Origin of the sequence: Leptospira chreensis (assembly GCF_016919165.1) — a bacterium.
Taxonomy (GTDB): domain Bacteria; phylum Spirochaetota; class Leptospiria; order Leptospirales; family Leptospiraceae; genus Leptospira_A; species Leptospira_A chreensis.
The window spans coordinates 76,204-101,727 of record NZ_JAFFPS010000004.1; the positions used below are offsets into that span (position 1 = coordinate 76,204).

22 protein-coding genes and 1 tRNA gene are annotated in these 25,524 nt (G+C 40.9%); 10 read left to right on the plus strand and 13 right to left on the minus strand.

The features are described 5' to 3' along the window. Positions 1–64: 64 nt before the first annotated feature. Entirely contained in the window at positions 65–1,525 is a 1,461-nt protein-coding gene (glnA, locus tag JWG41_RS00705; protein ID WP_205268044.1) for a type I glutamate--ammonia ligase, read from the minus strand. 361 nt (positions 1,526–1,886) lie between these two features. Between glnA and JWG41_RS00710 the strand changes: the two genes are divergently transcribed. After that, positions 1,887–3,626 (plus strand): PP2C family protein-serine/threonine phosphatase, encoded by a 1,740-nt coding sequence (locus tag JWG41_RS00710; protein ID WP_205268045.1) that lies wholly within the window; start codon positions 1,887–1,889, stop codon positions 3,624–3,626. On the opposite strand, the gene JWG41_RS00715 is transcribed toward JWG41_RS00710, so the two are convergent. From JWG41_RS00715 to JWG41_RS00725, 3 genes are read right to left on the minus strand one after another with little or no spacing between them, the layout of a single operon-like run. Continuing rightward, a complete protein-coding gene (locus JWG41_RS00715) occupies positions 3,623–4,354 on the minus strand; it encodes a hypothetical protein (RefSeq protein WP_205268047.1) in 732 nt (243 codons plus the stop codon). The two genes, JWG41_RS00710 and JWG41_RS00715, sit on opposite strands and share 4 nt — an antisense overlap. A gap of 46 nt (positions 4,355–4,400) precedes the next feature. Beyond that, positions 4,401–5,084, minus strand: coding sequence for a response regulator transcription factor (locus JWG41_RS00720; protein WP_205268048.1), 684 nt, complete (start codon positions 5,082–5,084; stop codon positions 4,401–4,403). Then, complete coding sequence (locus tag JWG41_RS00725; RefSeq protein WP_205268049.1) at positions 5,081–5,944, minus strand: sensor histidine kinase; 864 nt, start codon at positions 5,942–5,944, stop codon at positions 5,081–5,083. Before JWG41_RS00725 ends, JWG41_RS00720 begins: the two co-directional genes overlap by 4 nt. A gap of 128 nt (positions 5,945–6,072) precedes the next feature. On the opposite strand from JWG41_RS00725, the gene JWG41_RS00730 reads away from it, so the two are divergent. The 3 genes from JWG41_RS00730 to JWG41_RS00740 all read left to right on the plus strand — a co-directional run bounded on the left by JWG41_RS00730 (position 6,073) and on the right by JWG41_RS00740 (position 9,499). Then, the gene (locus JWG41_RS00730; protein ID WP_205268050.1) at positions 6,073–7,137 is read left to right on the plus strand and encodes a class I fructose-bisphosphate aldolase; all 1,065 of its coding nucleotides are present in this window, start codon (positions 6,073–6,075) and stop codon (positions 7,135–7,137) included. A 7-nt stretch (positions 7,138–7,144) separates the two neighbouring features. Beyond that, on the plus strand, positions 7,145–8,869 hold the full coding sequence (locus JWG41_RS00735) for a 4-alpha-glucanotransferase (protein ID WP_205268052.1): 1,725 nt from the start codon (positions 7,145–7,147) through the stop codon (positions 8,867–8,869). Positions 8,870–8,959: 90 nt separating this feature from the next. Continuing rightward, complete coding sequence (locus JWG41_RS00740) at positions 8,960–9,499, plus strand: Mpo1 family 2-hydroxy fatty acid dioxygenase (protein ID WP_205268054.1); 540 nt, start codon at positions 8,960–8,962, stop codon at positions 9,497–9,499. A gap of 94 nt (positions 9,500–9,593) precedes the next feature. On the opposite strand, the gene JWG41_RS00745 is transcribed toward JWG41_RS00740, so the two are convergent. Continuing rightward, positions 9,594–10,367: a helix-turn-helix transcriptional regulator gene (locus tag JWG41_RS00745; RefSeq protein WP_205268056.1), complete on the minus strand. Its 774-nt coding sequence runs from the start codon at positions 10,365–10,367 to the stop codon at positions 9,594–9,596. Between the two features lie 49 nt (positions 10,368–10,416). On the opposite strand from JWG41_RS00745, the gene JWG41_RS00750 reads away from it, so the two are divergent. Beyond that, positions 10,417–12,174: a transglutaminase-like domain-containing protein gene (locus tag JWG41_RS00750; protein WP_205268057.1), complete on the plus strand. Its 1,758-nt coding sequence runs from the start codon at positions 10,417–10,419 to the stop codon at positions 12,172–12,174. Here the strand turns inward: JWG41_RS00750 and JWG41_RS00755 are convergent, their stop codons facing one another. Genes JWG41_RS00755 through JWG41_RS00775 form a run of 5 tightly spaced genes read right to left on the minus strand, consistent with a single transcriptional unit; the run spans position 12,175 to position 18,547 of the window. Further along, positions 12,175–13,278, minus strand: coding sequence for an alpha/beta hydrolase (locus tag JWG41_RS00755; protein ID WP_205268081.1), 1,104 nt, complete (start codon positions 13,276–13,278; stop codon positions 12,175–12,177). Positions 13,279–13,292: 14 nt separating this feature from the next. After that, positions 13,293–14,417 carry a M23 family metallopeptidase gene (locus tag JWG41_RS00760; RefSeq protein ID WP_205268059.1) on the minus strand — a complete coding sequence of 375 codons (1,125 nt, stop codon included), beginning with the start codon at positions 14,415–14,417 and terminating at the stop codon, positions 13,293–13,295. 16 nt (positions 14,418–14,433) lie between these two features. Further along, positions 14,434–14,838 carry a bactofilin family protein gene (locus JWG41_RS00765; protein WP_002974102.1) on the minus strand — a complete coding sequence of 135 codons (405 nt, stop codon included), beginning with the start codon at positions 14,836–14,838 and terminating at the stop codon, positions 14,434–14,436. Between the two features lie 59 nt (positions 14,839–14,897). Then, a complete protein-coding gene (locus tag JWG41_RS00770; protein ID WP_205268061.1) occupies positions 14,898–17,450 on the minus strand; it encodes a penicillin-binding protein 1A in 2,553 nt (850 codons plus the stop codon). A 26-nt stretch (positions 17,451–17,476) separates the two neighbouring features. Then, positions 17,477–18,547, minus strand: coding sequence for a zinc dependent phospholipase C family protein (locus JWG41_RS00775; protein WP_205268062.1), 1,071 nt, complete (start codon positions 18,545–18,547; stop codon positions 17,477–17,479). 57 nt (positions 18,548–18,604) lie between these two features. On the opposite strand from JWG41_RS00775, the gene JWG41_RS00780 reads away from it, so the two are divergent. Beyond that, on the plus strand, positions 18,605–19,873 hold the full coding sequence (locus JWG41_RS00780; protein WP_205268064.1) for a diaminopimelate decarboxylase: 1,269 nt from the start codon (positions 18,605–18,607) through the stop codon (positions 19,871–19,873). Beyond that, on the plus strand, positions 19,870–20,574 hold the full coding sequence (locus JWG41_RS00785) for an IspD/TarI family cytidylyltransferase (protein ID WP_205268065.1): 705 nt from the start codon (positions 19,870–19,872) through the stop codon (positions 20,572–20,574). The genes JWG41_RS00780 and JWG41_RS00785 overlap by 4 nt, the downstream gene beginning before the upstream one ends. Here JWG41_RS00785 and JWG41_RS00790 read toward each other — a convergent pair. From JWG41_RS00790 to JWG41_RS00800, 3 genes are all read right to left on the minus strand, one after another. Next, on the minus strand, positions 20,557–21,651 hold the full coding sequence (locus JWG41_RS00790) for a PilZ domain-containing protein (protein WP_205268066.1): 1,095 nt from the start codon (positions 21,649–21,651) through the stop codon (positions 20,557–20,559). The two genes, JWG41_RS00785 and JWG41_RS00790, sit on opposite strands and share 18 nt — an antisense overlap. A gap of 77 nt (positions 21,652–21,728) precedes the next feature. Next, on the minus strand, positions 21,729–22,247 hold the full coding sequence (locus JWG41_RS00795) for a Crp/Fnr family transcriptional regulator (protein WP_205268068.1): 519 nt from the start codon (positions 22,245–22,247) through the stop codon (positions 21,729–21,731). Then, positions 22,244–22,666, minus strand: a complete 423-nt coding sequence (locus tag JWG41_RS00800) for a cyclic nucleotide-binding domain-containing protein (protein ID WP_205268070.1) — start codon at positions 22,664–22,666, stop codon at positions 22,244–22,246. Before JWG41_RS00800 ends, JWG41_RS00795 begins: the two co-directional genes overlap by 4 nt. Positions 22,667–22,784: 118 nt before the next feature. Here JWG41_RS00800 and JWG41_RS00805 point away from each other — a divergent pair. The 3 genes from JWG41_RS00805 to JWG41_RS20880 form a co-directional block, all read left to right on the plus strand. Beyond that, a tRNA-Leu gene (locus JWG41_RS00805) sits at positions 22,785–22,866 on the plus strand. A gap of 822 nt (positions 22,867–23,688) precedes the next feature. Then, complete coding sequence (locus tag JWG41_RS00810) at positions 23,689–24,576, plus strand: hypothetical protein (protein WP_205268071.1); 888 nt, start codon at positions 23,689–23,691, stop codon at positions 24,574–24,576. A gap of 686 nt (positions 24,577–25,262) precedes the next feature. Then, the coding region (locus tag JWG41_RS20880) for a VOC family protein (RefSeq protein ID WP_476737616.1) at positions 25,263–25,524 on the plus strand (262 nt) is incomplete at its 3' end.

Genomic DNA, 25,524 nt, shown 5'->3' on the forward strand with positions numbered 1-25,524 from the left:
TTTTTTGAAGAGATAAAGAATGGTAAACAAAAAAAAGCCCCGACGTTTGCCGGGGCCTTTTCTCTTAACAAGAGTAAGTAGTGAGGAATTCGTATGGGTGAGGGCGACCTTCCCATGGCCAAATTTCTGTTTCAAACTTGTAGTGTTGGTATGTTTGTAGAAAGTTTTCTGAAAACACATCACCTTGTTTGAAAATTTCTCTTTGAGCGAGCATTTCTTCCATTGCTTCACGAAGTGTGTGAGGCATTTGACGAATTCCTTTTTCACGGATTTCATCCAAAGAAAGTTCGAAAAGATCTTCTTCACGAGCAGGACCTGGATCGATTTTTTCAGTCACTCCAGAAATACCTGCCATAAGTAAGGAAGCGAACGCCAAATAAGGGTTAGCTGTTGAATCTGGGAATCGGAATTCCACACGTTTTGCTTTTTCGCCGCTAACAAAAGGAATACGGCAAGAAGCGGAACGGTTCTGAGCAGAGTATGCTAGAATGGATGGAGCTTCGAATCCTGGAATGAGTCGTTTGTAAGAGTTTGTAGATGCATTTGTGAATGCAGCACAAGCTCTAGCATATTTCAAAACTCCACCAACATAGTTGAATGCGAAGTCAGAAAGACCTTGGTATTTGTCTCCAGCGAAAAGGTTTTTTCCACCTTTCCAAAGAGAGATATGAACGTGCATACCGTTACCGTTATCACCAAAAAGTGGTTTTGGCATAAAAGTAGCAGTTTTTCCGTGTTTATGAGCTACCATCTTAACGATGTATTTTAGCTTTTGAACGTTGTCAGCCGCTTCAATCAAAGTTCCAAACTTAACACCAATTTCCCCTTGTGCTTGTGCTACTTCGTGGTGCACAACGAATGTTTCCATTCCGATGGCTTCGAGAGTTTTTACAAATTCAGCACGTAGGTCAACTTGAGAGTCAATCGGAGCTACTGGGAAATAACCACCTTTTGTTCCTGGACGGTGTCCAGAGTTGAAGTTGATTTTTCCTGTATTGTTTGTTCCTGGAATTTCTGAGTGAGTGTTCCAGATTCCTTCATTGGAATCTAATTCATAGTATTGGCAGTTGATTTCATCACGAACACGTAGACTGTCGAAAACAAAAAATTCGTTTTCTGGGCCGAAGTAAGCTGTGTCTGCAATCCCTGATTTTTTCATGAATTCTAATGCTTTTTTCGCAATGGAACGTGGGCATTTTTCATAGTATTGATTTTTGTAAATATCCCATACGTCGCAAAACATAACGAGTGTTTTGTCAGCAGTAAACGGATCCAAAAAAGCCGTAGAAATTTCTGGGTGTAGTTGCATATCGGAAGCATTGATTGGCTGCCAACGAGCAATGGAAGATCCATCAAAAGGAATCCCTTTGAATGTTTCTTCATCAACGGAATTCACATAATACGAAACGTGGTGCCACATTCCTTTGATATCCGTGAAGCGGAAGTCGTAGAAAATGACTCCATTTTTTTTGGCATACTCAACCACTTCCTTTCCGGAAGTAAATTTTGGGGTTGCGAACTGCATTTGATTCTCCTTCTTTCAGAGGTCGGTCTGATTGTTGTAATCTGGTGTCCATTTAAATGCAAGATTTATACCAAGGCATTTCGACCTAAATATAAGGGTTTCGTGGAGTTTCTAAGCAATCTGAATTGAATCTCATGCCCAAATTATACACGATTTGCATATAGTGGAAACCTTATGCTTAAATATTGTGCAAAAATGCTCTATTTAAGCCTCCGCCATTTCGAAATACTATCTACAAAAGGGGTGATTTGGTCAACGGAATCGGTTATTTTTCGAGCAGATTTCGGAAAATTTTCAGAATCACAATGGTTTATGTTTTTTTTGTGGCAATGACCGAAGATTCTTAGAGGTTAGAATCTAGATGAGTTCCAGGCAACCCGATTATGGTCGTTACCAACATTTAGAGAGCTTCATCCACCTTTCCAAAGACGCCATTTGGTGTTATGAATTGGACATTCCCATGCCGACATCTCTCTCTCAGGATGAGCAGATGGAATTCATCTGGAGCCATAGTGTGATCCGGGAATGTAATTTGGCCATGGCCCAGTTTTATGGGTATCAGGCGGTCCATGAGATCCTTGGCAAACACCTGAAAGACCTAGTCACTTTAAAGAGTGTCTTTTTACTTCGCAAATTCATCGAAGACAGTTACCAATTAGAAAATTACGAATACATCGTGGATTTGTCGGACGGACACCAACGAATTTTCTTAATGAATTCCCATGGCCAAGTGTTAGATGGACATCTTGTACGGATTTGGGGCCAACAAATTGAAATTTCTTCCATCCGGGAATCCGAAGTCAAACTTTCTGGCCTCTTGCAGTTTTCCCAAATTGTCACGGAAGTTTCCAAAACCTTTGTTCACTCGAAGGCTGAGTTTGTTTCCGATGCCATTCAATTTGCCTTGGAAGAACTCGGCAAATACTCCCGTGCAGATCGGGTGTTTGCTGCAGAAATTTCTTCTGATAAACAATTCCTCTCTGTTTCCCACGAGTGGGTCCTCGAAGGAATGCCTTCTTTATTCCAAGTGGGAACCAAACTTCCTATTGCAAAAATGAATCCAGAGCGATTGGGAATTCTTGCTTCTGATGGAGTGATTCATATCGCCGATACAACTCTCATGGTGGATGAACCCTGGCATCTGGATCTTTTCAAACGAGCAGAAGTTCGTTCCATCCTTGTTGTAGGTTTACGGGATGAAGGAAACGTGATTGGGATTCTCGGAATTACTACCTTCGAAAGGGTCGGGGTTTGGTCCGAAGAAACCAAGCGTTTGTTAGGTTTGATTGCTGGGTTTATTTCACAAGGGTTAGTTCGCGCTAAAAACGAAATCAAACTCATGAAAAAGGAAAAAATCCTACAAAGGTTTTATTCGGATGTGAAAGAGGACTTGGCCCTCGCCAAATTAACCCAAGAGGCTTGGGTTGCCAAAGATTTTGGAGAGATTCCCAATATCAAAATCCAATCTCGATTTTTGCCTTATGATGAAATTGGGGGAGACCTGATTTTATATGAAAAACCTAGGGAAGATTGTATCGATATATTTTTTGGTGATATTTCGGGACATGGAATTTCTTCGGCTCTGGTTTCTGGGATTGCGGCTGTATCATTTAAAAAATATTCCAAATTAGAATCCTCTCCGGCAAACATTTTGGCCGCTATGCATTTGGAACTAAAAACAATCATCTTTAAACATCATATCTCGGCCTGTGTGCTTCGCATATTTCCAAAAGAAAGAAGGGTGGAGTTTAGTTTTGCCGGCCATCCTCCCGTTGTGTTTTGGAAAGATAACGAACGCGTGATGAAACTCGTAAAAGATGAAATGTATCCGATTCTTTTACTCGATGCATGGCAAGGAAGAACCATTTCCAAAACCTTCGAACCTGGTGACAGATTACTTTTGTATTCCGATGGGATCTATGAACTAGAAGAAGAGAGTGGGGGTTATATTGGTCTTGATATCTTTTTACAGGAATTATCGGAGATGATTTCCGCATCGGACCATTCGGACACCTTACTTAAAAAAATGATCGCCAATTGCCTGATAGACAAAGAACGAATCATTCATGATGACATTGCAGTCCTTCTTATGGAATTTTAATTTTCTCTGTCAGCAAGATCTAAAACTTTTGCATCCGCTTCTGGATACTTAGCCAAATACTCAGATACAATTTTCTTTTTTCCATCGAGTCTATCTAAATGATTTTCTATGATATGTCCAAAATCCAATTTCCCAGTCACAATTTCATATCGTTCTGTTTCAATGGTTCCTAAATCCAAATCGACGGGAACTTCATTGGCCTTGTCAGCATAATCTTTTGCTTTTTCCCAATAAGGAATGGCTTCTTTATAAAAAGCTTCTGCCACATTAAAACTTTCTTTGAGTTCATGGGCAAAATCTAAATTATAAAAATAAACATGGCGTTTGTCAAATTTTGAAGCAAGTCGCATGTAGGAACGCATGATTTGAATGTTGATATGCATAAACATCAAATTGCGATATTTGTAATATTCTTTTTCTGTTTTGGTCTCACATAAGGAATGTTTGGGATGGCGAAACCGTTTCCCGAGCGAGATTTTTAACCAATAGATATTTTTTCTGATTTCGTTATCGTTATAATGTTGTTTGAGGTTGTACAACTCATAAAAGTCTTCCAAATACTTGGGTTCCCATTTATGGAGTTTGTAAGGAACCCAATCCGAAAACTTGGTATAAGGTCCATTTTTCTCGTATTCGTAATTGTAATCGATGTCTGTTTCCCAAGCACCAAGGGAATGTGAAAACAAGGAGAGTGTGAGGACGAGGGAAAATAAAAATCCTTGTTTCATTACTCAAAGTATCGGCGAAATTCCCAGATTCCCCAATGGGGATGCGTTATTTTAGGGGGATCACTTCTGCCACCCACTGGTAACCCACACCCCGCACATTGCGGATGGAGTCTTCTCCGAGGGCATCCCGAAGTCGGACAATGGCATTGTCTATGGTTCTTTCTGTAGGGAAACTTTCTTCTCCCACAATATTGTCCAAAATCTCCGAACGACTAAAAACTTTTCGGGCATCCGAAAGGAGAAGGGCAAGGAGGGCGCAGTCCCTTTTGGAAAGTAAAACGGAGGATCCATCTTCCCTTTTGACAAGGAAGGAATCCAAATGGATTTCCTTCTCTCCCATCTTCCATTTTTGGCCGAAGTGAGGTCGGGTTTGTGCCACCACCCGTTCCAGACGAATCAGAAATTCTTTTAGGTGGAAAGGTTTGGGAATAAATTCGGCAGCGCCGAGTTCAAACCCACGCAGTCTTTCCTGGGCACCGGCTTGGGCGGTAAGAAATAGAAAGGGGATGTCCTTTTCTTTGGACAAAAAAAGTTCCGCTAGTTGGAATCCATTCCCATCAGGAAGTCGTAAGTCAAGAACCACCAAATCAAACTGGTTCGGGGAAAATAGAGATTCTGCCTCGGATACGGTTTTGGCCCACTGGACACGGTAGCGGTCTTGTTCCAACCTTTCCTTTAAAGTTTCCCCTAAACCTTCATCATCTTCTACCAGTAAGATTCTTGGTTTCATGGAACCTCTCTTAGGGAAAGTTTTACTTGGAATCCGTGCGAACTGTTCGGAAACTCTAATGATCCTTTCATTTTCTCGATTAATTTTTTTACGATGTACAAACCAATCCCACTCCCGCTCGTTCTCGAATGGCGAAGGAAAGGTAAAGTGAGATTTTTTTTGTTCCCAAGAAATCCCATACCGTCATCTTCCAAAAGAAAACAAATACGTTCGTTTTCTTTTGTAACTGAAAGTTTGATGGTTTTGGCTTTTCCGTGACGTTTTGCATTTTCACTTAAGTTCTTTAACATAGCAAAAAATGCCTTTTTATCAATATAAACCTTAGTTTGTTTCGGAATCAAAACATCCCAAACCAAATCCGGTTCATGGTGGGCATAGGATTCACATAAATCATTTAGACTCAAATGTTCCATATACAAGGAATCCCCTTGCATCAGGCTTGCGAGATAAAATGCATTTCCCATTTGGGATTCAATGCGTTGGTTTTCTTTCCAAATCTTTTCTAGTTTTCTTTTGAGTTCGGGTTCTTTGGTATCTTCCAGAAGGACTTCGATTTGCAGCTGTAAGCTGGCGATAGGTGTCTTCATTTCATGAGAGACAGTAGAAAAAAAATCGGATATAAGTTTAGAACGTTTGTGATCTCTGTAAGAAAGTGTTGCCAGTGTCACCCCACCCAGGGTCAACATGGAAAGAAAGAAGGACCCTTCCAGTTGTAACATCCTGTTCACTCGGTCCAGCTCGACCTGCCTTTCCGCACTGATAGAAATTTCTGATATGGTTTTTGCTTGGCGAAACCCCAAAATCCACCACCAGACACCCAGAGAAAGTGTGAGGGATAGCCAAGCTAGGGAAAAAAACATTCGAAATTGTGCTGATCCTCTCAAATTCGCCTCTCAATTCAAGTTAGGGCCATGCGGATGGACGACGAGCAAAAAAAGATGTTGTCACATTGGAAGAACCCGAGATTTTATTTTTTAGGAGAACAACTTTGAACTTCGACGAAATCTCGAAACATCTTGGAAATGATGCGGAATCCCTACTTGGATTCAAATCGCCTAAAATCGCTAAAGAACTAATCCACGTACCTGGCTCTGACTGGGTTGATAGAATTTTTGCTCCCACAGACAGGTCAATCCCTGTTCTTCGTAGCATCCAAACCCTTCTCGGAAGTGGCCGTCTTGGTGGAACTGGTTATGTTTCCATCCTTCCGGTAGACCAAGGAATTGAACACTCCGCTGGTGCTTCTTTTGCAAAAAACCCCATTTACTTTGATGGCGAAAACATCATCAAATTGGCTATCGAAGGTGGTTGTAACGGTGTTGCGACAACTCTTGGTGTCCTTGGATCGGTTGCGAGAAAGTATGCTCACAAAATTCCTTTCATTTTGAAAATCAACCACAACGAACTCCTTACGTATCCAAACAAAAGTGAACAAATTTTGTTCGCGACTGTAAAACAAGCTTATGACCAAGGTTGTGTTGCAATCGGTGCTACGATTTATTTTGGTTCTGCTGATTCCGGTCGTGAAATTGTTGAGATTTCTAAAATCTTCCAAATGGCACACGAACTAGGAATGGCAACTATCCTTTGGTGTTATGTTAGAAACAATGCGTTCAAAAAAGATAAAGACTACCATGTTTCTGCTGACCTAACAGGACAAGCAAACCACTTAGGTGTGACCATCCAAGCGGATATCATCAAACAAAAGTTACCTGAAAACAACGGTGGATACAATGTGTTAAACCAAGAATCTTCTTATGGTAAAACAGACAAACGTATCTATTCTGACCTTACTTCTGACCACCCGATTGACCTCACTCGTTACCAAGTAGCAAATTGTTACATGGGAAGAGCGGGACTCATCAACTCCGGTGGAGCTTCTGGAGAAAACGATTTACAAGATGCCATCAAAACAGCCGTAATCAACAAACGTGCTGGTGGAATGGGTCTTATCTCTGGAAGAAAGGCATTCCAAAAACCAATGAAGGAAGGAGTGGCGTTACTTAACGCCATCCAAGACGTATACCTCTCGAAGGATATCACAGTCGCATAAAAAAGACTTGGAATCGATTCGAAATGTAAACAGAAGAAGGGCGGGGGTAATTGTATCTCTGCCCTCTATTGTTTCTGAGTATTCCTTGGAATGCGGAGACATTTATAGTCTGTATCCTCTTTGCGATTGGGCAAAGGATGTAGGTTTTAGCATCATTCAATTATTACCCTTAAACGATACAGGGTTCGGATACTCACCTTACAGTGCCATCTCTGCCTTTGCGATTGATCCGATTTATATATCCTTATACAAATTAAATCTAAATTTTAAATCTCGCAAACGAGAGATTCGTTCTTTAGAAAACCATCCCATCCGCATTCGTAATTTAAAATTGGATATCATCCGTAAACACTATACGGAAAACCAAAAAGAAGCTGTCAAAGAGGCTACCTACTTTTTAGAAAAACACCCTTGGTGTTATTCTTATGCTGCTTTTCGGCTGCTCTATGAAGAGTTTACGGATAAGGGTTGGTGGGAGTGGCCCAAAGAATATTTAGATCCCAATCTTGCTAAAGAATATATATTTTCCAAACGAAGAGAGGAGGCATTCTTTTGGGTCTATTTACAAAAGATCGCCTTTGATCAGTTATCTGCAGTAAAAACCCATTATGAAGATGCAGGTGTTTATTTAAAAGGGGATATGCCCATCCTTACTTCTCGAAATTCTTGCGATGTTTGGGAACATCCAGAATTTTTTATTATGGATCTGCAGGCAGGTGCGCCTCCTGACGATTTTTCCAAAACCGGTCAAACTTGGGGATTCCCAGTCCTTAATTGGGAAGTGTTGGAGAAATCCAACTATTCTTGGTGGAAGGATCGTTTGTCTTATTTGGAAAATTTTTTCCATCTTTACCGCATTGACCATGTGATTGGAATGTTTCGGATTTGGGCGATCCCCAGGGCCGATTCCACAGCCCTCCATGGCTGGTTCCATCCACAATTTGGAATTGCCAAAGAAGAATTTATCAAAGAAGGACTAGATCCCAAACAATTTGAATCTTTGGGTCTCATTCATGAATTCAGTCCCGACCATTATATTTTCTATTGGGATTTTTGGAAAGAGGCTACATACCAAGAGTTAGCTGAAGAAACCAAGGCAAAACTATTCCCTTTATCAGAATTACATATCAAAGAAGAAGAAAAACATTGGAAGGAATCGGGAGAAAGAATTTTGGAAATTTTTGAATCCTTTTCTTCTATGTTGCCATGTGCGGAAGATCTGGGATCGGTTCCCAAGTTCATTCGAGAATCTTTATTCGAACGCCAAATGATTGGGATTGATGTGGTGCGTTGGACCAAATCTTTTACAACTGGCGAGTTCATTCCAGAAGAATCGTACAGGGAAAATGCGATCTCTGTATTGTCTACGCATGATACAAGTTTGGTGATGGAGTGGTGGAAAAAGGAAGGAGATTTGGAATCAAAATTCCAATTTTTCTTTGACCGCTTAGGAAAACCAAGGCCAGAATCTGATGACGAAGTGGTTCTCGGGCTTCTCGAATTTGTCTTCCAAACCCAAAGTATTTTCTCCATCCAATTGTTTCAGGATCTAGCCATCGGTGTTTCTGATCTTTGGGAGAGGCCTGAAAAACACCGGATCAATCTTCCGGGAACGCCGGACCAGGCCAATTGGACTTATAGGTTTCCGATTCTTATCGAAGACTTTGCCTCTGATTTCAAACGCAATTTTACCCTCCGCAAACTCCTTCTGGATTCAGGTCGAAATTCCTAATTTTTTAGAAATTTTCGAATTTTGACAGGTTCGTTCAAGTCGATCCCCAAGGTTTCTGGTAGGATGGATCTTTACACCCGGAGGTCTCCCTTGAGATTTGCAAAAGAAATGGCGTTTTATTCCGCTTACCATCAGGAAAAACGTAATGTTTTAGTTCATGTGCTCGGTGTTCCTACAATCACCTTCACTTTGTTTGTTGTGCTAAGTCGTTTTAGCCTTTTTGAATACAATGGTTTTCATGTGTCCGCATCCCTTGTATTCACTTTGGCTGTCCTTGGTTATTACTACACTTTGGATGTATTGTTTGCTTTTGTGGCGACTCTCGTTTTTGGAGGGCTTTATTTAACCTCCGAATGGATCACAACACAATTACCGGCGACCACTGCTTGGACCATCTTTGGTCTTGGCCAAGTGATCGGATGGGGATCGCAGTTCTATGGACATTTTGTTTTTGAAAAAAGTCGTCCGGCACTTTTTGACAATCTTTTCCAAGCATTGGTATCCGCACCACTATTCGTGGTAGCCGATGTTTTCTTTGAACTCGGATACCGATTGGATTTGAAAGCTGCTGTGGAAAATGAACTGAAAGCGCGTGGAGTGTGGAAAGATTTTTCACATAAACATGCTTAAACTTTCTATACTTATAGTATCACTTAAGTAACATCGTAAAGTAAGAGAGTTCAATACATAAACTCAAACTCCTCTTACTTTGCGAGATCCCCATTTAATTTTCGCAAAAACATACCTTGCCGAGGGACTGACTTCCTAGAAATAGGGAAGGTTTGACTCCAAACATCTTTTTGAAGGTTCGAGACAAGTGGGCTTGGTCACTAAAACCGGCAGCATGAGATGCTGTTGTCAGATTTTCACCACCTTGTAAAAGTTTTGCGGCGATGTGAAGGCGTTGCCATAATAAATATTGCCGGAGTGGAATTCCCATATTGTCCTTAAACAAATGCATAAACCGATCCGTGGAAATTCCTGAGATTTCAGAGAGTTCTGCGAGAGTCACGGGACTAGGGATTTCTTCTTTAATTTTTTGAATGGCTATTTCGATTCGTTCATCAAATTTTTTGGGAACTGTTTTGGAACCCAGTAGAGAAAGAATTTGATTGTAGATGGAGCGGGCTGATTCACAGGTGAGTGTTTCACCAAACAAAGGATCGGCGAGTTTTTGGATTTTGGATCTGATTTCTGGTTCAATGGTTTTGGGAGATAAATCCATTTCGATCCGTTTGTATTCATCTGATTTTGGATCCAATTGGATAATGACCATTTCTGAGTTGGATCCATCCAGTCTATGGTAATAGTTTGGGGGGATGATGATCCCATCGGATTCAATCACAACATCAGATTTGGTATACAAATGGAAAGATCCGCGGAGAGATACTAAGATAGATACGGCATAATGGGAGTGGGGTTCTGTCACGATCCCAACAGTGCCGAGGAGAATCCGTTCCCCAAAATAAAAAAGACTTCCTTTTCTTTTAGAATCCATACACTAAAAAAACTTTAAAGAACCATTCTAAAAAGGCAAGGATTATCGAATGAAAAAAATGGTTTGGGTTTTAGTTTTCCTCATCTTCCTACCTTCTTTATTGGCAGTAGGAGTCGGTGAGATTCCTCTTACTTGGACAGAGATACGTTCAATGTACGATTGGAAGAAGTCCATTTCCTTTCCTGAATCAGAATCTGTGGAATTATTTGAGTCTGTCTTGTATTCGGAAGGCCGTCTCTTTTTTCAGACAAGAGATGCGATCAAACAAACTTCCATCCTTGTTTGGAATTTAGATTCTGGGGAATCAACAAAACTTCCTTGGAATGAAGGTAAGGTTACGGGTTGGTCCGAGTGTCGGGGAAACCTTCTTATCCAAACGGCAAAGACTCTTTGGGAACTCCATCCCAAGACCTTTGTTGTCCAAAGGAAATTACCTTGGCCAGACAAAGGAAAACATTGGCAGGATATTGTTTGTTTGGAGAAGCAAATCTATCGATTGGCTGGGAACCAATTGGAAGTGTACAACCTAAATTCAGGGGAATTGGAATCCAAAATTTCCCTCCCGTTTGCATCCATTCAGAGAATGACCAAACGCAGTGAAACCGAACTTCTTTTCATCTCCTCATTTTGGGGAAATACCATCCAAGTATTTTCTCTTAAAGACCAAACAAGTGTTAGAGAATTAAAATTCCCTGTGAACCATAGGGCCTTATTTAAATTAGCAGTTTTACCCGAGGATCGTTTCCTTATTTTTGATCCACTCAGTAAAACTTATGGGGAGTGGAAGGGAATGGGATCTGCCTTTTTCCCTTTAACAACATCATCCTTGGAAGTGGCTTCCGGTGCGAAGGCCTACCGTTTTTCTCCCATTCAAAATCAAATTGAATACCAATTCCAATTCACAGCCTTAGTCGACATTCCAGAAACGAAGTTTCATTTTGTATTGCCGAGAGATGGAACTCACTCCCAAACACTGAGTGAAGAAAATTTAGGACCTGATACGAAGCTCGAAGTGGATCCAGGCGGGAATCGTTCTCTCACTTTGACCGTGCAAGCAATGAAGGCGGGGGATACAAAAGAGATGACAGTCTACCGCGCTCTACTCACTCGTTATAAAATCCAATGGAATATCGATCCTACCTGGGACTTACCATCAAAGCAAATCGGGGAAGAGTTCCAGAGTTATCTCTTAGATGATTGGTTTTTGAAAATGAATACCGATATTGTTTTGGAAAAAAAGAAATCTCTAATTGGTGAGAGTCGAAATCTAAAAGAGATTCTGACCAAAACCCAAGAGTATGTGGCATCGATTCCTTACAAATCGGGAAGTTTTGAACCAGCACCGAAAGTGATCGAAAAAAACAATGGAGCTTGCACGGAACATTCCTATGTCACCATGGCATTGTTACGTGGTGTGGGAATTCCTTCTCGTTTGGTTTGGAACTATCTACCGACAGAATCATCCAAAGAAATCACGTTCAATCATAAGTTTGTGGAAGTTTGGGTGGAAGGACTCGGTTGGATTCCTATGGAACCATTGGCCCCACCCAAATCCAAACCAGGTGTGACCCATGCACGGCATGTTGTGTTTGCGGGACTATCCGGTACAAGCCATCCTAAAATCGCTGGCGGAGACAGGTTAGTTCAATTGTCGAAAGAAAGTTTAGGTTTGGCCAAGAAGTTAAAATTCAAATTGGTTGTGGCAAAGGTCGAAGCCGGAAAAGAAACAGAGGACAAGGAAGAGGGGGAGATTCCCACAAAAACCAACCGTGCCCTAACCAAAGGGGAAGAGATACTGGTTCCTTAGTTATTTTCTAAGGACAAAGTTCTCTCCATTTTTGGGACCCGATTTTCGGATAAAGAGTCGTCTTTCTACAGAGATACCGAGTAACACTTGATAGATGTCTGTTAGAATGGGCCTAGAGGAATAATATCCATGTCCCAGTCCACCCACACCAAATACAGGATCATCCACTTCGTTGACATTGATCACATCCACGCCGGAATATTTAAAACACATTCCGGCACGAGGAGCTCCATTGACTTTTTGGGAAGCAACGAGGGCATTATCCCCAGGAGAACAATAGAGGGTGATCCTTTCGGAAGATTTGGATAAGTCGCTTAGTATAAACTCAAATTCATTTTTATCAAAATCGGGAGCATTTAGGATGAGCTCCGATAAAAATTTACTTTTGCCTTGTTTGGCGAGCGCTGCCACAGAGGGTAATACTACTTGGTGGCCCATACTATGAACCACTAAATGTACTTTTTTACCAAGGCCAGTGATGTCGGTTAAAAATTTGGCAAAGGGTTCTCGGTTGATTTTTGCTTCTGCAAAGTTTAGATCGTAAGTGGATTTTACCATCACTTGGCCAAGAATCCCCGCATCCGCTCCTGCCGGCCAAGAATAAACAACCACTTCTCCTGGAAACTTTAGATCATATTTGATTTGTCCTGCACGAAGTACAGCTTCATCAAAGTTAACATTAAACCCATGAACAAAAACTAAAACCTCATTCGAAGCCGAGGATTTGATTTTGGTTAAAAATTCTTTATCGTCTGTATTGATCCGGCCTTTGAACTGAAAGAACTGGTTTTTGTCTTGGGCATTGTCGAGAGAGATATCGCCAATGATATGTTTTGACGGGATATTCACTAAACAGAGTCCATAATGGGGATTGATGTCTGTGATGAATCCAAAACTTTGAGGATCACAATTGTCTTTCACAGTCATTTCTCTACGTGTGGTGACAAAATGTACATTTAGAATTTTGGTTTCATCGAATGGATCTACAATTCGTTTGTTGATTTCTTCTCCAATTTTTACCGTGCAGGAAAGAAATAAATGAGAAACGGATATAAGGAATATTAGTAAAATTGAATGTTTTTTGGTATAGGAAATTTTGTTCATAGTAAGTGTAATTTTCATTTATAAGAAAATCCTTTGATGATTTTTGTTGGGTTTACGTTTTTTCCATCTTTGATGACTTCAAAGTGGAGGTGGGGGCCAAAACAATATCCAGTGCAACCAGATCGAGAAATGACTTTGCCGGCACTTACGTAATCCCCTTCTTTGACAAAGAGTTTCGAGTTATGAGCATACAAAGTTTGGTAACTGTCATCATGAGTGAGAATGATCGCATTCCCATATCCACCCATCCAACCGGAATAGGTGACTTTTCCTTTTCTCGCAGCATATACCGATTCGTAATTGGCACGTAAGTCAAGAGCCATGTGGAATTTGTATTGTGGGTAGGAACGGGTTCCCCAACCGGAAGTGATGACTTTGGATACCACAGGGATTCTCCAAACAGGGCCTGTTTCTGGGATCACAGCCCCAGGAAGGAATACTTTTTGTCCTGATTTGAATAGGTCATAGTCTTCTAATTGGTTTTCGGAATAAATATCATCGATTTTGACTTTGTAGTAGTCTGCTACTTTGGCAAGGGTATCGCCTTTTTTTAGTTTGTAAACTAACCCATGTTTGTTGGGAATGTTTAGGATTTGTCCAGGGAGGATAGACACTTCTGGATTGATTCCCGAACTTCCAGCAATGGATTCGGCAGAAACTTTGAACCTACGTGCAATGTCAGATAGAGTTTCGTTTTTTTTGACTTTGTATTGGGTGACTTTTAGTTTTTTGTTTTTGTTTTCTGCCAGTGCATCCAAATCAGCGGAACGAAGGATGGCCATTTTTTTATCTTCTGTTTCTTGAAGATACTTGGCGTCAGCAAGTTTTGCTTCTTTATCCTTAACGTCGTTTTCTTCCACTTCAGTGGACATACTTAAGAACTCTTTTTCCATCAAACTTTCTTCATAAGTTTGTTTGTCTACGATGATGGAGATAAAGAAAGCTAAGATAAAAGAAGAAGCGAGAAGGGGAAGGATTCGATACCGTTTCCGGTTGAGATCAATCGTTCCATGAAGGACACTGGATTGTGATTGGAGATTATAAAAATACTTACCGGGAGAAACTTGGATTACATTTACGTTTCCCCAGCGTAACACATGCTTACCGATCGTAGACTTTTCGGGAGATCGAAGTAGCATGTGTTAATAAGGAGAGTTAATCCTTGGTGTCTAAGGATTTAATACCGCCAAAGGATTCTTCAACAATCTTACGAACGTCCTTTTTTTGGCCGCCAGTGATTGTGATATTTCCTTTTGCTACTACACCTTTTTGAAGTTCTAAGTAAGGAGCAGTAATATCACCTAACATACGTCCTGTACCTTCGAGTTTTACTTCGTTTTCGGCTTTGATGTTACCGATGAGGGTACCTGATACAATGACTTCTCTTGCACTGATGTTGGTTTTTACTTTACCGGTTTCTCCGATAACGAGTGCATCCTCAGTTTTGATATCACCTTCGAATTTTCCATCGATTCTAAGTGAACCTGCGATATAAAACTTACCTTCAAATATCGACCCTGGTCCGATAACACTATTGATGGAATCCTTACCTATTGCCATTCCTGCTCCTTTTCCCCTTCTGTGAGAATCAAAATTTTCGGTCTTCTTGACAAGCCTTTTTAGTAGTCGATTTCCTCATCTCCGCTAAAGACCGACTTTTTTCGTTTCGGTGGTTTGGTGGATGGGGGGAGTTTTTCTACTTTTTCCGTTTTTTTCTTTTCGGAATGCACAACTGTCGTTGTAGGAGCATTCGATTTTGTTTCTACCACGTTCCAAGAAGAACCGTGGTCATTACAAACCTCTTTAGGTGCTGTTTGTGGGATAAAATACTCTTCAAATAGGTCGTGGCATTGGCCACTCGGGAGTTTGCCCGACATACGACAGACCGTCTTTTTGGTAACTTTCACCTCAGGAAGCCAAGGAAAGTCAATATGAGGTTCTCGGTCGAGGGCCCTTGCCATAAACCTTCCCCAAACAGGAGCGGCTAATTTTCCACCAGTCATCCCTCGTCCGAGAGAAATCGTTCCCACATCATATCCAAACCAGACCGAGGTCACAAGCTCTGGGGTGTAACCCACAAACCAAGCATCTCGAAAGTTGTTTGTGGTTCCTGTTTTTCCATAGGCTTTGCGGTTCAGTCCATAAGACAAAACCCCGCGTCCCGTTCCTTCTTCCACCACATCACGCATCATGGAAGTGATGAGAAAGGCGGCTTCTTTAGAGATGATTTGTTTGCGGTCGTCGTCATCAAAATCTTTGCGAAAGTCTTTGATGACATGCCCTGCATTGTCTTCTACATACAAAACGGAGATAGGGTTTACTGTTTTTCCACCGGAGGCTAAGGCCGCATAAGCTCTTGTGAGTTCATAAGGTGTGAGTTCAAACGATCCAAGAGAGACACTAAAGTTATAGGGAATGTCTCGTCCAGGAAGTTGTAATAGTCCTCGCAAACTATCCATTAGGTGAGAAAGACCTACTTGTTCCAAAACTCGAACAGCCACTGAGTTTTTGGATTGTTCCAAGGCTTTTCGTAACAAAATAAAACCTGAGTATTCGCTACTATAATTTTCGGGAGCCCACTCGTCTCCATCTTCCATTAGGTATTGGAGAGGAGAGTCAGCAAATAGGGTCGCAGGAGTGACATTTTTTTCTGGGTCTGGATTTTTGCCAGAGTAGTCCATGGCCGCCGCATACAGGATGGGTTTGAAAGCCGAACCTGGTTGGCGGAATGCTTGGAAGGGACGGATCTGTTGGTTGTCAGAACGAAAGCCTGAGCCTCCTACCATTGCTGTGATGTATCCCGTTTCTGGTCGAATGGCAATGAGAGAACCTTCTACAGGAAGGAGATGGTCTTTTGTGGTTTGAAAAGTGTAATTTTTATCAATTAAATCACCGAGAAAATCATCCCCAGTTAACAGGTTCAGTGCAGAGAATTCATCTCGCAGGTCTTCTTGGTAAGCGGAAGAGAACGTACGTTCGGTTCGAGAAATATGAAATTTAAAATCAGGCAAATCATATAAATCTGCAATGAGCGAATACCCACTTCCATACAAATCATCAAAGGCATCGATATTCCGGAAGGCTCTTTGGTTGGATTCTAAGGTTTGTCTTTGTAGTGCGGGGAGAAGTGCTTTTTCGGCTTCTTCTTGGTGGCGGATCTGGATGGTTGAATAAATTTTAAGACCACCATTGTACAAACGACCCGATCCAATGGAACGAATTAAGTTTTTTCGAATGTATTCAGTTACATAAGGAAACCGGTTGAGCCTGTCGGAAAATGCAGAATCATTAGGGGACCGGTTCAGATTGGTATAGTATTCTTCGAGGGCTGCATATTCTTTTTCCGCATCTGCCACTGACATCCTTCCGTTTTCCACTAACTTGCGAAAGACGACTCGCACTTTGTTCAAACTAGAAACAGGATTCACAATGGGACTAAACTGCGTGGGTCTTGTTGTGAGACTGGCAAGAATTGCGGCTTCCCCCCAACTTACATCTTGGACTTCCTTACGAAAATAAAACCGAGAAGCGGCCCCCACTCCGATGGTTCCGTGTCCCAGTGGAATTTCATTCAAATACACTTCTAAAATTTTATCTTTGGGATAGGCGAGCTCGAGTAGAAAGGCAAGCCAAGCTTCGCGCGCTTTTCTTGCGATGGATCTTTCGATGGATAAAAATTTAAGTCGGGCAACTTGTTGGGTGATGGTAGAGGCACCTTCTTTTACGCGGCCCGCCATGATGTTCACCACAAAAGCACGAGCAATCCCCTTTAAATCGATTCCATTATGGGAATAAAAGGAGTTATCTTCTGTAGATAAAAAACATTGAATCACCTTGTGTCTGTTATCTGGTGATAGTGTAATTTCTTCCGGTTTTAATTGCTCTAAACGAACAGGGATACGAGAAAACTTATAATACTCGGCGATGGGTTCATATTCCCCTTTGTCGGTCAGTCCATACAAAGTGGAAGGGATGTCATAAACCGCGGCTTCCTTCAAACGAAAGAAGTCTTTCACAGAACCTGTGAGTAAAAATACATTCAAAGCACCAAAGGCAAAAATGGCTATGGCGGTGTTTCTTAATTTTTTGTCTCCAGTCCAAATTCTCTCTGTGACAATCCGAAACCAAATGATAAAATACTTTTCAAAGAGCCCAGTGGGTTCTTGTTTCATACATTTCCCTTAACTTAATATCCCCATCAAACGAGGGGAGAAAATTCCTTCATATGGTCGATTCCGTGGTAACGGAGACCAGTATCCAAATTATAACCACCGAGAGAATCCAGAATTTTCGATCTGCTTTCCGGAGAAAAACTATATTCGTAGGCTCTCGTTAAAATTTCTTTGCTGGCTTGGCTTGCCTGGTTCAAAAGTTCGATAAATGAGTCGTTAAACTTTCTTTTGGGGTCAGCGGGATAGAACCATTCCCTCTTTTCATCGTTCATAATCTTGGGATTGATGTTTTCGAGAGTGGGTAACATAAGTACGCTGGCGTTGTATTTATGAAAGGTCAGTGTATCCACTACACTGACAAGACCTCGCATAAAAGTACTCCGCGAATCCAAAGTGGAGGTAAACCGGTAAAACCCAAGATAGGATTCGTTTAAGATATCCCCGGGGATGATTTTTTTTTCGGAACCTAAATAGGAGGAAGCAAATTCTTCAGGATAAGTCTCTTTGATGGATTGCAACCAAAAGTTCCAAAGAACTGGATCCATTTTGTTTTTGATCCCTACGGTTTTATGGCGGATATCAATGTACTGCGGGAAGTCATACTCTTTGGCACTCATTCCCCAACGGTGGTTGATAAGAAGGGTGTCCAGTCCAAACTCCACTTTCATATGGTTCACTTGTGCTTGGTACGAGATATTCTTATCGCTGTTATAGTAATCCCCTGAGATATAAAAGATATAGGGATGGGTTTGGATGTCGACCACACAGTGACAAATATACCCTAAAGTGAATGCAAGGAAACGATCCCGGTAAAGACCCATCTCTGTATCATAAACTTGATCTAGAAAACTTAAGATGAGCTCTGCTACTTTATGATGGTGGGCCAGGTCTCCAAAGAAAGCTGCCTTTTTCGTTCGTTTGGGCTGTAACAGGTGATAGAAGTAAAAGATGTCGGGGGCAACAGCACCGAGGTTGGCATAGGAGGCAACGTCTGGGCGTGAGAGTAATGCGGCAATCCGACGTTGGGTCGCATTTCCATGTTCCAAATGTTTTTTCACATGGGAGAGAGCTTCGATATGTGTAATCTTTCCTGCCATTTTCTACTTTTTTGACTTTATGGAATGGAACCTATTGAAAGGTTTATCTTAAATCCTATGACATCAATCGAAAAACTAAAGTTTTTAAAAGAAGACCAAGTGCGAGCTTTGGCAAAAGAATTCGGTACCCCCATCTTTGTCTATTCTGAGAAAGAAATTGAACAAAAATGTGACGAGACCTTGGCATTTCCGAATGCCTTTGGATTACAAGTCCGTTACGCCATGAAGGCAAATCCCAATTCCAATATCCTTCAGATTATGAAAAAGAAAGGCATCCTCATCGATGCTTCTTCGGAACACGAAGTTGTCCGCGCCCTCCATTTTGGATTCAAACCAGAGTCCATTATGCTTACCTCACAAGAACTTCCTAAGGCGTTCGAAGAGTTGATTGGAAAGGGAGTTCGGTTCAGTGCTTGTTCCCTCCGCCAATTAGAAGCCTTTGGTAAGGCATTTCCAGGAAAGTCAGTTTCCATTCGTTTCAATCCGGGCCTCGGTTCTGGACATACCAAAAAAACGGATGTAGGGGGAGTCACATCTTCCTTTGGGATTTGGTATGAAAAATTACCAGAAGTGAAAGCTATTGTAGAAAAATACAAAATTGTCGTGGAAAAAGTCCATACTCATATTGGGTCGGGAAGTGATCCTGAAGTTTGGAAAGCAGTAGCCCAATATACTTTGGAATACGCGGAAGCTTTCCCTTCGGTGACTGTAGTCAGTCTTGGTGGTGGTTACAAAGTAGCTAGGATGGAAGATGAAAAATCGACCGACTTACAAAAGATTGGTGCTCCAGTAAAAATCCAATTTGAAGACTTTGCAAAAAAACATGGAAGAAAACTCATTTTAGAGATTGAACCAGGAACTTATCTTGTGGCTCTTTGTGGGGCACTACTTACCACAGTTGATGATATCGTGGATACCGGTTCTAAAGGATTCCGATTTTTAAAACTAGATACAGGAATGGATTCAAACACCAGACCTTCGTTATACGGTGCAAGGCATCCTCTTGTGACTGTGAAAAAAGAGGGTGGAGTTCCAAAATCAAACGAAGAGTATGTGGTTGTGGGTCATTGTTGCGAATCCGGTGATGTATTCACTCAGAAAGAAGGGGGAGAGCCAATCACTCGCCTTATGGGAGATGCAGAAGTGGGAGACTATGTAGTGATGGAAGCAGTCGGTGCCTACTGTGCTAGTATGTCCACAAAAAACTACAATAGTTATCCTGAGACAGCTGAGGTTTTACTTCGGAAAAGCGGTGAAGGAAAACTCATCCGCAAAAAAGAACCCATCTTAGAGATCTTTCGAAACGAAATCCTCGTTGTAGAATGAACAATTTGTATGTTGTCCTACTTGCGGGTGGGACAGGAAGTCGGATGGGGACAGAGGTCCCCAAACAATTTTTAAAAGTTAGAGGTGAGTCCCTCCTTCGGCATTCGGTCAAACGGTTCCGGAGTTTTGGACTCATTAAATCCATTACTGTTGTTTCTCATCCCGATTGGATTTTAGAAACAGAAAAAGAACTGGGTGATATTTTAGAAGGGAACGATCGGATTGTGCCTGGCGGTGAGAGCCGCCATCTGTCTACGTTATGTGGGCTAGAATCAATTCCCTATGATACAAAGGATATTTTTTTCATCCATGATGTTGCTCGTCCCAATTTCAAACAAAAAGAACTCTATCAGTTAGTCGAACAAACTCGGATTTTTGGTGGGGCCACGATCGTTGGAAAATCTACCGAGAGTTTGGTGCGTGTAAGGATGCACGTGAATTATACAGAAGAACCATTAAAACGGGAAGAAGTGTATTCTGTCAAAACCCCACAAACCATCGCTGGGTTTATGATAGAGGAGCTTTTGGCTGAAGGACTTTCTGCAGATATTCAGAAACATCCGACGGATCTTTGTACTTGGATGGGAAAAAGAAAGGTAGGAATTGTGGAAACAGATTACCACAATATCAAAGTCACAAGTCCAGGGGATGCTGAACTTGCCGACTCGTTGTTTTGGGAAGAACTACCGCCCGTGGAATAATTTGAAACGTTGTTTCCAAATCCAAATACGAAATAGGTTTTTGTTTTCAATGGAATCAATTTGAATTCCAAATCCACTGGGTTTTCCGTATTTACCTTGTGGGTTCGACCAACGCACCACACCACCCACAGCAATGTCTCCCGATCTGGTTTGGATTTTTACATTACAAATTTGATCTTGTTCTAAAACGGAACTGGTTTCTATATACAATCCTTCTATAGAAACGTTGAGGAGAGTTCCTTGGCAGGTTTTATTGTTTTTCCCTGAGAAATTTACGGGATTGGAAACAGGATATCTCGGTGCAAACACTCGTGCCAGGAAGGTTTCGTAGATTTGTTTTTCTTCTCTTTGGTTGAGGAGGAATAAAAGTTGGACACCCGCAATTTCTGATCCATCGCTTTCCTTATCGATCCGAACGATCTTTGCTTGGACAGAAATGGATACAGGTTCTCTGTTTTCCTTTTCTAACTTTAAGAGGAGATTGATAGGGTCGCCCACTTTTAAAAAGTGATGCGCTGTCATAGGAATGAGGATACCGTTACGAGAAATATTGATGGTTTGCCCATCACCCTCACGTTCCCCATCTGCGTTCGTCCAATGAAAAGGAATGGGATGGGTTTCCCGGTATTTGGTTCTCCAACCGCGTCGTTTTCCACTCAGGTAAGGTGCTGCAATCTCCCGGCGTAAAAAATAAAACACAATCCCAAGTAAGAGAGTGGTGATGACCATATTCCAGATCACGTCGGAGGTATGAATGCGAATGCCTGCAAGGAAGATCTTTTTGCCAAGAGTTACTGACAAAACCATCCAAACATTGTAAGTGAGAATGAGAAAACTGAAACAAAGGAAGAGGTAGTATCCAAATTTCTTTTTGGTGATGAGGCCATAAGCGATGATGGCGCTGAAACCAGACAAAACGTACTGCCAAGGTTGGATCCGAGAAAGGATCATGCTGAAATGTTCTAGATCCAAATCGTAAAGGGTCGCGATGGCAAAGAAATTCAGAAAAGGTACGGCAAAAAAACCGACGGTTACCAAAAGAACGGGGATGGGGTAGTTGAAGAACCGCAAAGTCACCCGCAAATCAAACTCGATTTTAGGGGTTTAGTCAACTTATTTTTAAAAAGTAGGGATTCGGAGGAGTCCGAGTTTCTTTACTCGGCTTTCTCCTCTGTATTTGTAGAATCTTGTGTATTCTCCTCATTGGTTGTGACGGATTCTGTGGTAAGAGGGTCAGCTCGGAGAGAAGGCATTTGGTTGATCAGAGTATGTAACTCTAGTTGTCGATCCGTGATTTGATCTTCTACTGATGTTAGGCGGTTTATGATGCTTTGAAGGATAACGGAAAGAAACCCTGGACTTTCATGGCCCATGGCCAAAAAGATTTCTTTGGTAATAATTCCCACTTTTGTATCTTCTGCAGAGGCAAGAACCGTGGCCGCTCTGGGTGATGGGAATACAAGAGCCATCTCTCCAAAAAATTCCCCAGGTTTGATATCTCGTACATACTGGTCTTCTCCATTGGCCTTTCGTTTGAAAACCTGGAGTTTTCCGGAGAATACAAAAAACATCTTTCCATTAGAATCTTCGCCTTCGGAAAACACTTTGGTTCCTTCGGCAAAGTGATCAATTCGTACTTCGTTGATGTACTTTCGCAAATGGTCGATGCTCATTTCTCTTCTTCCTTTTTGATTTCTTCTAACATGTGGTCAAGCTCGGTAAGTCTTGCTTCTGCCCTATGGAGTTTTTCGACTGTACTTTTGGTCAATTGGAATAGGAAATGCGTATTGATCCGAGCTAATTTTTCAAACTGATCGTCGCGAAGGATTCCGACCCGTGCATTGGCAGAGACTACGCTTATGGTCATAGCCCTTGGTCTTCTTGTGAGTAGGGAAAGTTCTCCGAAAAATTCCCCCGGCCCGAGACCTTTAATGACTTCTTGGGTGCCATCTGGCATTTGTTTGGTGACAGCAAACATCCCACTCATGATGCAATACATACTTCCATCATGAGAATCCCCTTCACGAAAGATCACATCCCCTCGCAAATACACTTGCGTAGAGATATTTTGCATAAATTCGAGTATGTTCATGGGAGTAGTCCTATTGGTATCTGACATGAGAATAAAATTTCAAAACAAAGGCAAGTGAATCACAAAAACTCACTAGACAGATTTCCCTAGTACAAAAACCTGCTTATACAAACGCATTGCGGGCGTGGCGAAATTGGCAGACGCACCAGATTTAGGTTCTGGCGCCGAGAGGCATGGGGGTTCAAGTCCCTCCGCCCGCAAAACACTTTCCTTAATCACAATCCAAACATTCAAATTGATACCAGGTCCGAGGGACTTGAACAGTTCCCTGAGACTGTTATGGTTGCGACCCATAGGGAGCAATCATAACAGTGAGCATGCCTGGATGGCATGCGACGAAGGGAGCCGTGCCTCGAAGCTTTGCAAACACACGAAGTGTTTGCAGCGGAGAGGTCAAGTCCCACAGCAGAATCAATACTGGATGAACTGTTATTCGATTCGCCGAGGGATTCTTTTTCCAATAGGTTGGTCTGCAGCATGCAATAATTTCAATATATTAATTCGCATTTCTAATTAGAACATATATGTTCCTTTCCTTCGGATTGTTTTCACGGTATATTTTCCGTATTATCAATCTAATTTTAAAAGCACCAAAAGTTACCCGTTCAAAACCCAGTGACTGGGTTACAATAGATTCAATTGCAAGAATTTACATTTACTAAGTTAGATACTGTAGCCAACGGATTTTTATCGAATCTCAGTATAGAGATGGAATAAGCATAAAACATTTTGTCTTAATCTTGGCAATTGCCTCTTCTGGAAAAGTAGGCTGTGCATTATGGCCAAGTGAACAAACAGGAAATCTACACTGATTCGATTCCGTTCCTAGTAACCTCTTTTTGGTCTAACTATCCTTCCATAGTATTCAAACTGGAAAAGAAGGTTCCAAAGGCCGAAGCGGAAAGCCTAGAGAATCAACTAGGAGTATATTACAATAATTAAGTAGACAGATTTAACCAAAGGTTAGCTGATAGGAGCGAGGAATAAACACCTTCGTTTTTTTTATTTCTAAGGAGTGCAATATGTCAGCTTTTAAAGAGGTAAGTGATACTTTCATTAATATCATGAAAAAAAAAATTGGCCATCCTTTTATGGGTTCCTTTATGTTTACTTTTATAGGAATAAACTATGATATTCTAATTGATTTAGCTATAAATATACAAGATACATTTGCAGTTATTATTTTCAAAAGTTTCCTATATGGTGAGTGGTATTATAGATTGTTAATTCCTTTTGTGATGATGTTTGCATTTCCTCTATGGATACACAATCGACTTAATTTCTGGTTTTCATATTTTAGAGAAAAAACAGATGGCGATATAGAAAACATGAAAGAAAAGGAGCAAAACGAAGTATATAAATACAAGGCAAATAAGTATCAAAAGCTTTTTCTTGACTCAAGAGATGAAAATAAAAAATCAATTGATAAATCAGTGCTAATTAATGCCTTTTTGGTTAATGAATTAACGAAACATTTGAAGCTTGAAAATGTGCGAATAATGGAAAGTGAAGAAAAGTTAAATGATCAAGAGTATGTGTCTTATTTAGAAGATCGTAAAAAAATAATTCCATATAATCGATTCCAAATTTTTATCGGTAGAATAAGTTTAAGGATTGCTGATAATCTTTATTTGGTAGAGTGTATTCCTGAATATAAGGCATACGATCATTTCAGAAAATTAATTCAAGGAAAGGAAATTTATAACGGTCAAAACGTATTGATTGGTAGGGATGGGAAAATTTCTATTATTAGTGATAGCAGATTATCACATGAAAATAATGTTTTCGGAATACTAACTCCTGGTTCTGATGTTATTCAGATTAAAGCTAATATAAAAAATCAAACAGTATTAGAAGAAAAAGAATTTTTAAAGAATCTTTTGTTAAATGTAAAAGAACCTATTCAATAATCCTTGTAGCCCATATCAGAAATGATTCTCGGTTCTCGTTTCTTCTTATAATTACATGATGGCGGACACACCGTAAAATAATGTCTCTCTCCATCATCGGTCAATGTATAGAGTTTACAGTTCTCTACCGGAAATAAATAATGCCGAGATAAACCTCTAAGAAAAGTTTAAAAAAACGCCAGCGATTGCAGCGGAAATCCTTTCCGCAGGAAAGATTGAAGCGTAAAGCGCGGTCGCCTCATCCAATAAAATCTCATCCACCAAACCATCGCGAGGCGCAAAACAAAACACTCGGATCGAAAACAGTATTAATAATTTTTTGGATAAGTTTTGTTGACAGTTCGCAAAATGAATATCTTGTAATGTATGGTTTTTATTATTTTGTAAAATAATTTTTTCACAGGGCTATCGGTAAAAAATGAAATATTTTTTTCGCATTCTTCCGTTTAAGTTTATACTCATCATTATTTTTCTATCAGTAATCCAGTGTAGCTCACCTGCAGAATCGGGGAAGGATTCAAAAAATTGTTCTAATGCTTGGAAGATCTATCAGGCATGTTTGATGATCAATGATAACAATTCCAATTTTTGCAGACCCCAATGGGATGGTGTTGTAGTTGCTTGCGGTATGATGTAAAATTGGTTTTGTATTATCGGATGCGCGAATTAAGGGAAGTGAGGATAAAATGAGAAGATCAATTATTATAACGATTGTATTGTGTTTAGGAATTGGATTTGTGACTTGTAAAAATGAAAGTAACTCCAATGCAGTCAATGAAATGGAAGGAACGGTTAATGTTGTGCTTGTGAAGGGTGAGGAGTATATCCCTACAAAAAATGGAACATTGATTTATTTAAATCCAGGGGATGATCTGCAGGCGGCTTTGGATCGAGTAGAAAAAAACGGTGGCAAAGTCATTCTTCCCAAAACACAAATTAGTCCAGAAA

What these genes read in the sequence shown, in the direction of transcription:
- glnA (WP_205268044.1), bottom strand. Translation starts at nt 1,525, where the DNA reads ATGCAGTTCGCAACCCCAAAATTTACTTCCGGAAAGGAAGTGGTTGAG.
- JWG41_RS00710 (WP_205268045.1), top strand. Translation starts at nt 1,887, where the DNA reads ATGAGTTCCAGGCAACCCGATTATGGTCGTTACCAACATTTAGAGAGC.
- JWG41_RS00715 (WP_205268047.1), bottom strand. Translation starts at nt 4,354, where the DNA reads ATGAAACAAGGATTTTTATTTTCCCTCGTCCTCACACTCTCCTTGTTT.
- JWG41_RS00720 (WP_205268048.1), bottom strand. Translation starts at nt 5,084, where the DNA reads ATGAAACCAAGAATCTTACTGGTAGAAGATGATGAAGGTTTAGGGGAA.
- JWG41_RS00725 (WP_205268049.1), bottom strand. Translation starts at nt 5,944, where the DNA reads ATGTTTTTTTCCCTAGCTTGGCTATCCCTCACACTTTCTCTGGGTGTC.
- JWG41_RS00745 (WP_205268056.1), bottom strand. Translation starts at nt 10,367, where the DNA reads ATGGATTCTAAAAGAAAAGGAAGTCTTTTTTATTTTGGGGAACGGATT.
- JWG41_RS00750 (WP_205268057.1), top strand. Translation starts at nt 10,417, where the DNA reads ATGAAAAAAATGGTTTGGGTTTTAGTTTTCCTCATCTTCCTACCTTCT.
- JWG41_RS00755 (WP_205268081.1), bottom strand. Translation starts at nt 13,278, where the DNA reads ATGAACAAAATTTCCTATACCAAAAAACATTCAATTTTACTAATATTC.
- JWG41_RS00760 (WP_205268059.1), bottom strand. Translation starts at nt 14,417, where the DNA reads ATGCTACTTCGATCTCCCGAAAAGTCTACGATCGGTAAGCATGTGTTA.
- JWG41_RS00765 (WP_002974102.1), bottom strand. Translation starts at nt 14,838, where the DNA reads ATGGCAATAGGTAAGGATTCCATCAATAGTGTTATCGGACCAGGGTCG.
- JWG41_RS00770 (WP_205268061.1), bottom strand. Translation starts at nt 17,450, where the DNA reads ATGAAACAAGAACCCACTGGGCTCTTTGAAAAGTATTTTATCATTTGG.
- JWG41_RS00775 (WP_205268062.1), bottom strand. Translation starts at nt 18,547, where the DNA reads ATGGCAGGAAAGATTACACATATCGAAGCTCTCTCCCATGTGAAAAAA.
- JWG41_RS00780 (WP_205268064.1), top strand. Translation starts at nt 18,605, where the DNA reads ATGACATCAATCGAAAAACTAAAGTTTTTAAAAGAAGACCAAGTGCGA.
- JWG41_RS00785 (WP_205268065.1), top strand. Translation starts at nt 19,870, where the DNA reads ATGAACAATTTGTATGTTGTCCTACTTGCGGGTGGGACAGGAAGTCGG.
- JWG41_RS00795 (WP_205268068.1), bottom strand. Translation starts at nt 22,247, where the DNA reads ATGAGCATCGACCATTTGCGAAAGTACATCAACGAAGTACGAATTGAT.
- JWG41_RS00800 (WP_205268070.1), bottom strand. Translation starts at nt 22,666, where the DNA reads ATGAACATACTCGAATTTATGCAAAATATCTCTACGCAAGTGTATTTG.
- JWG41_RS00810 (WP_205268071.1), top strand. Translation starts at nt 23,689, where the DNA reads ATGTCAGCTTTTAAAGAGGTAAGTGATACTTTCATTAATATCATGAAA.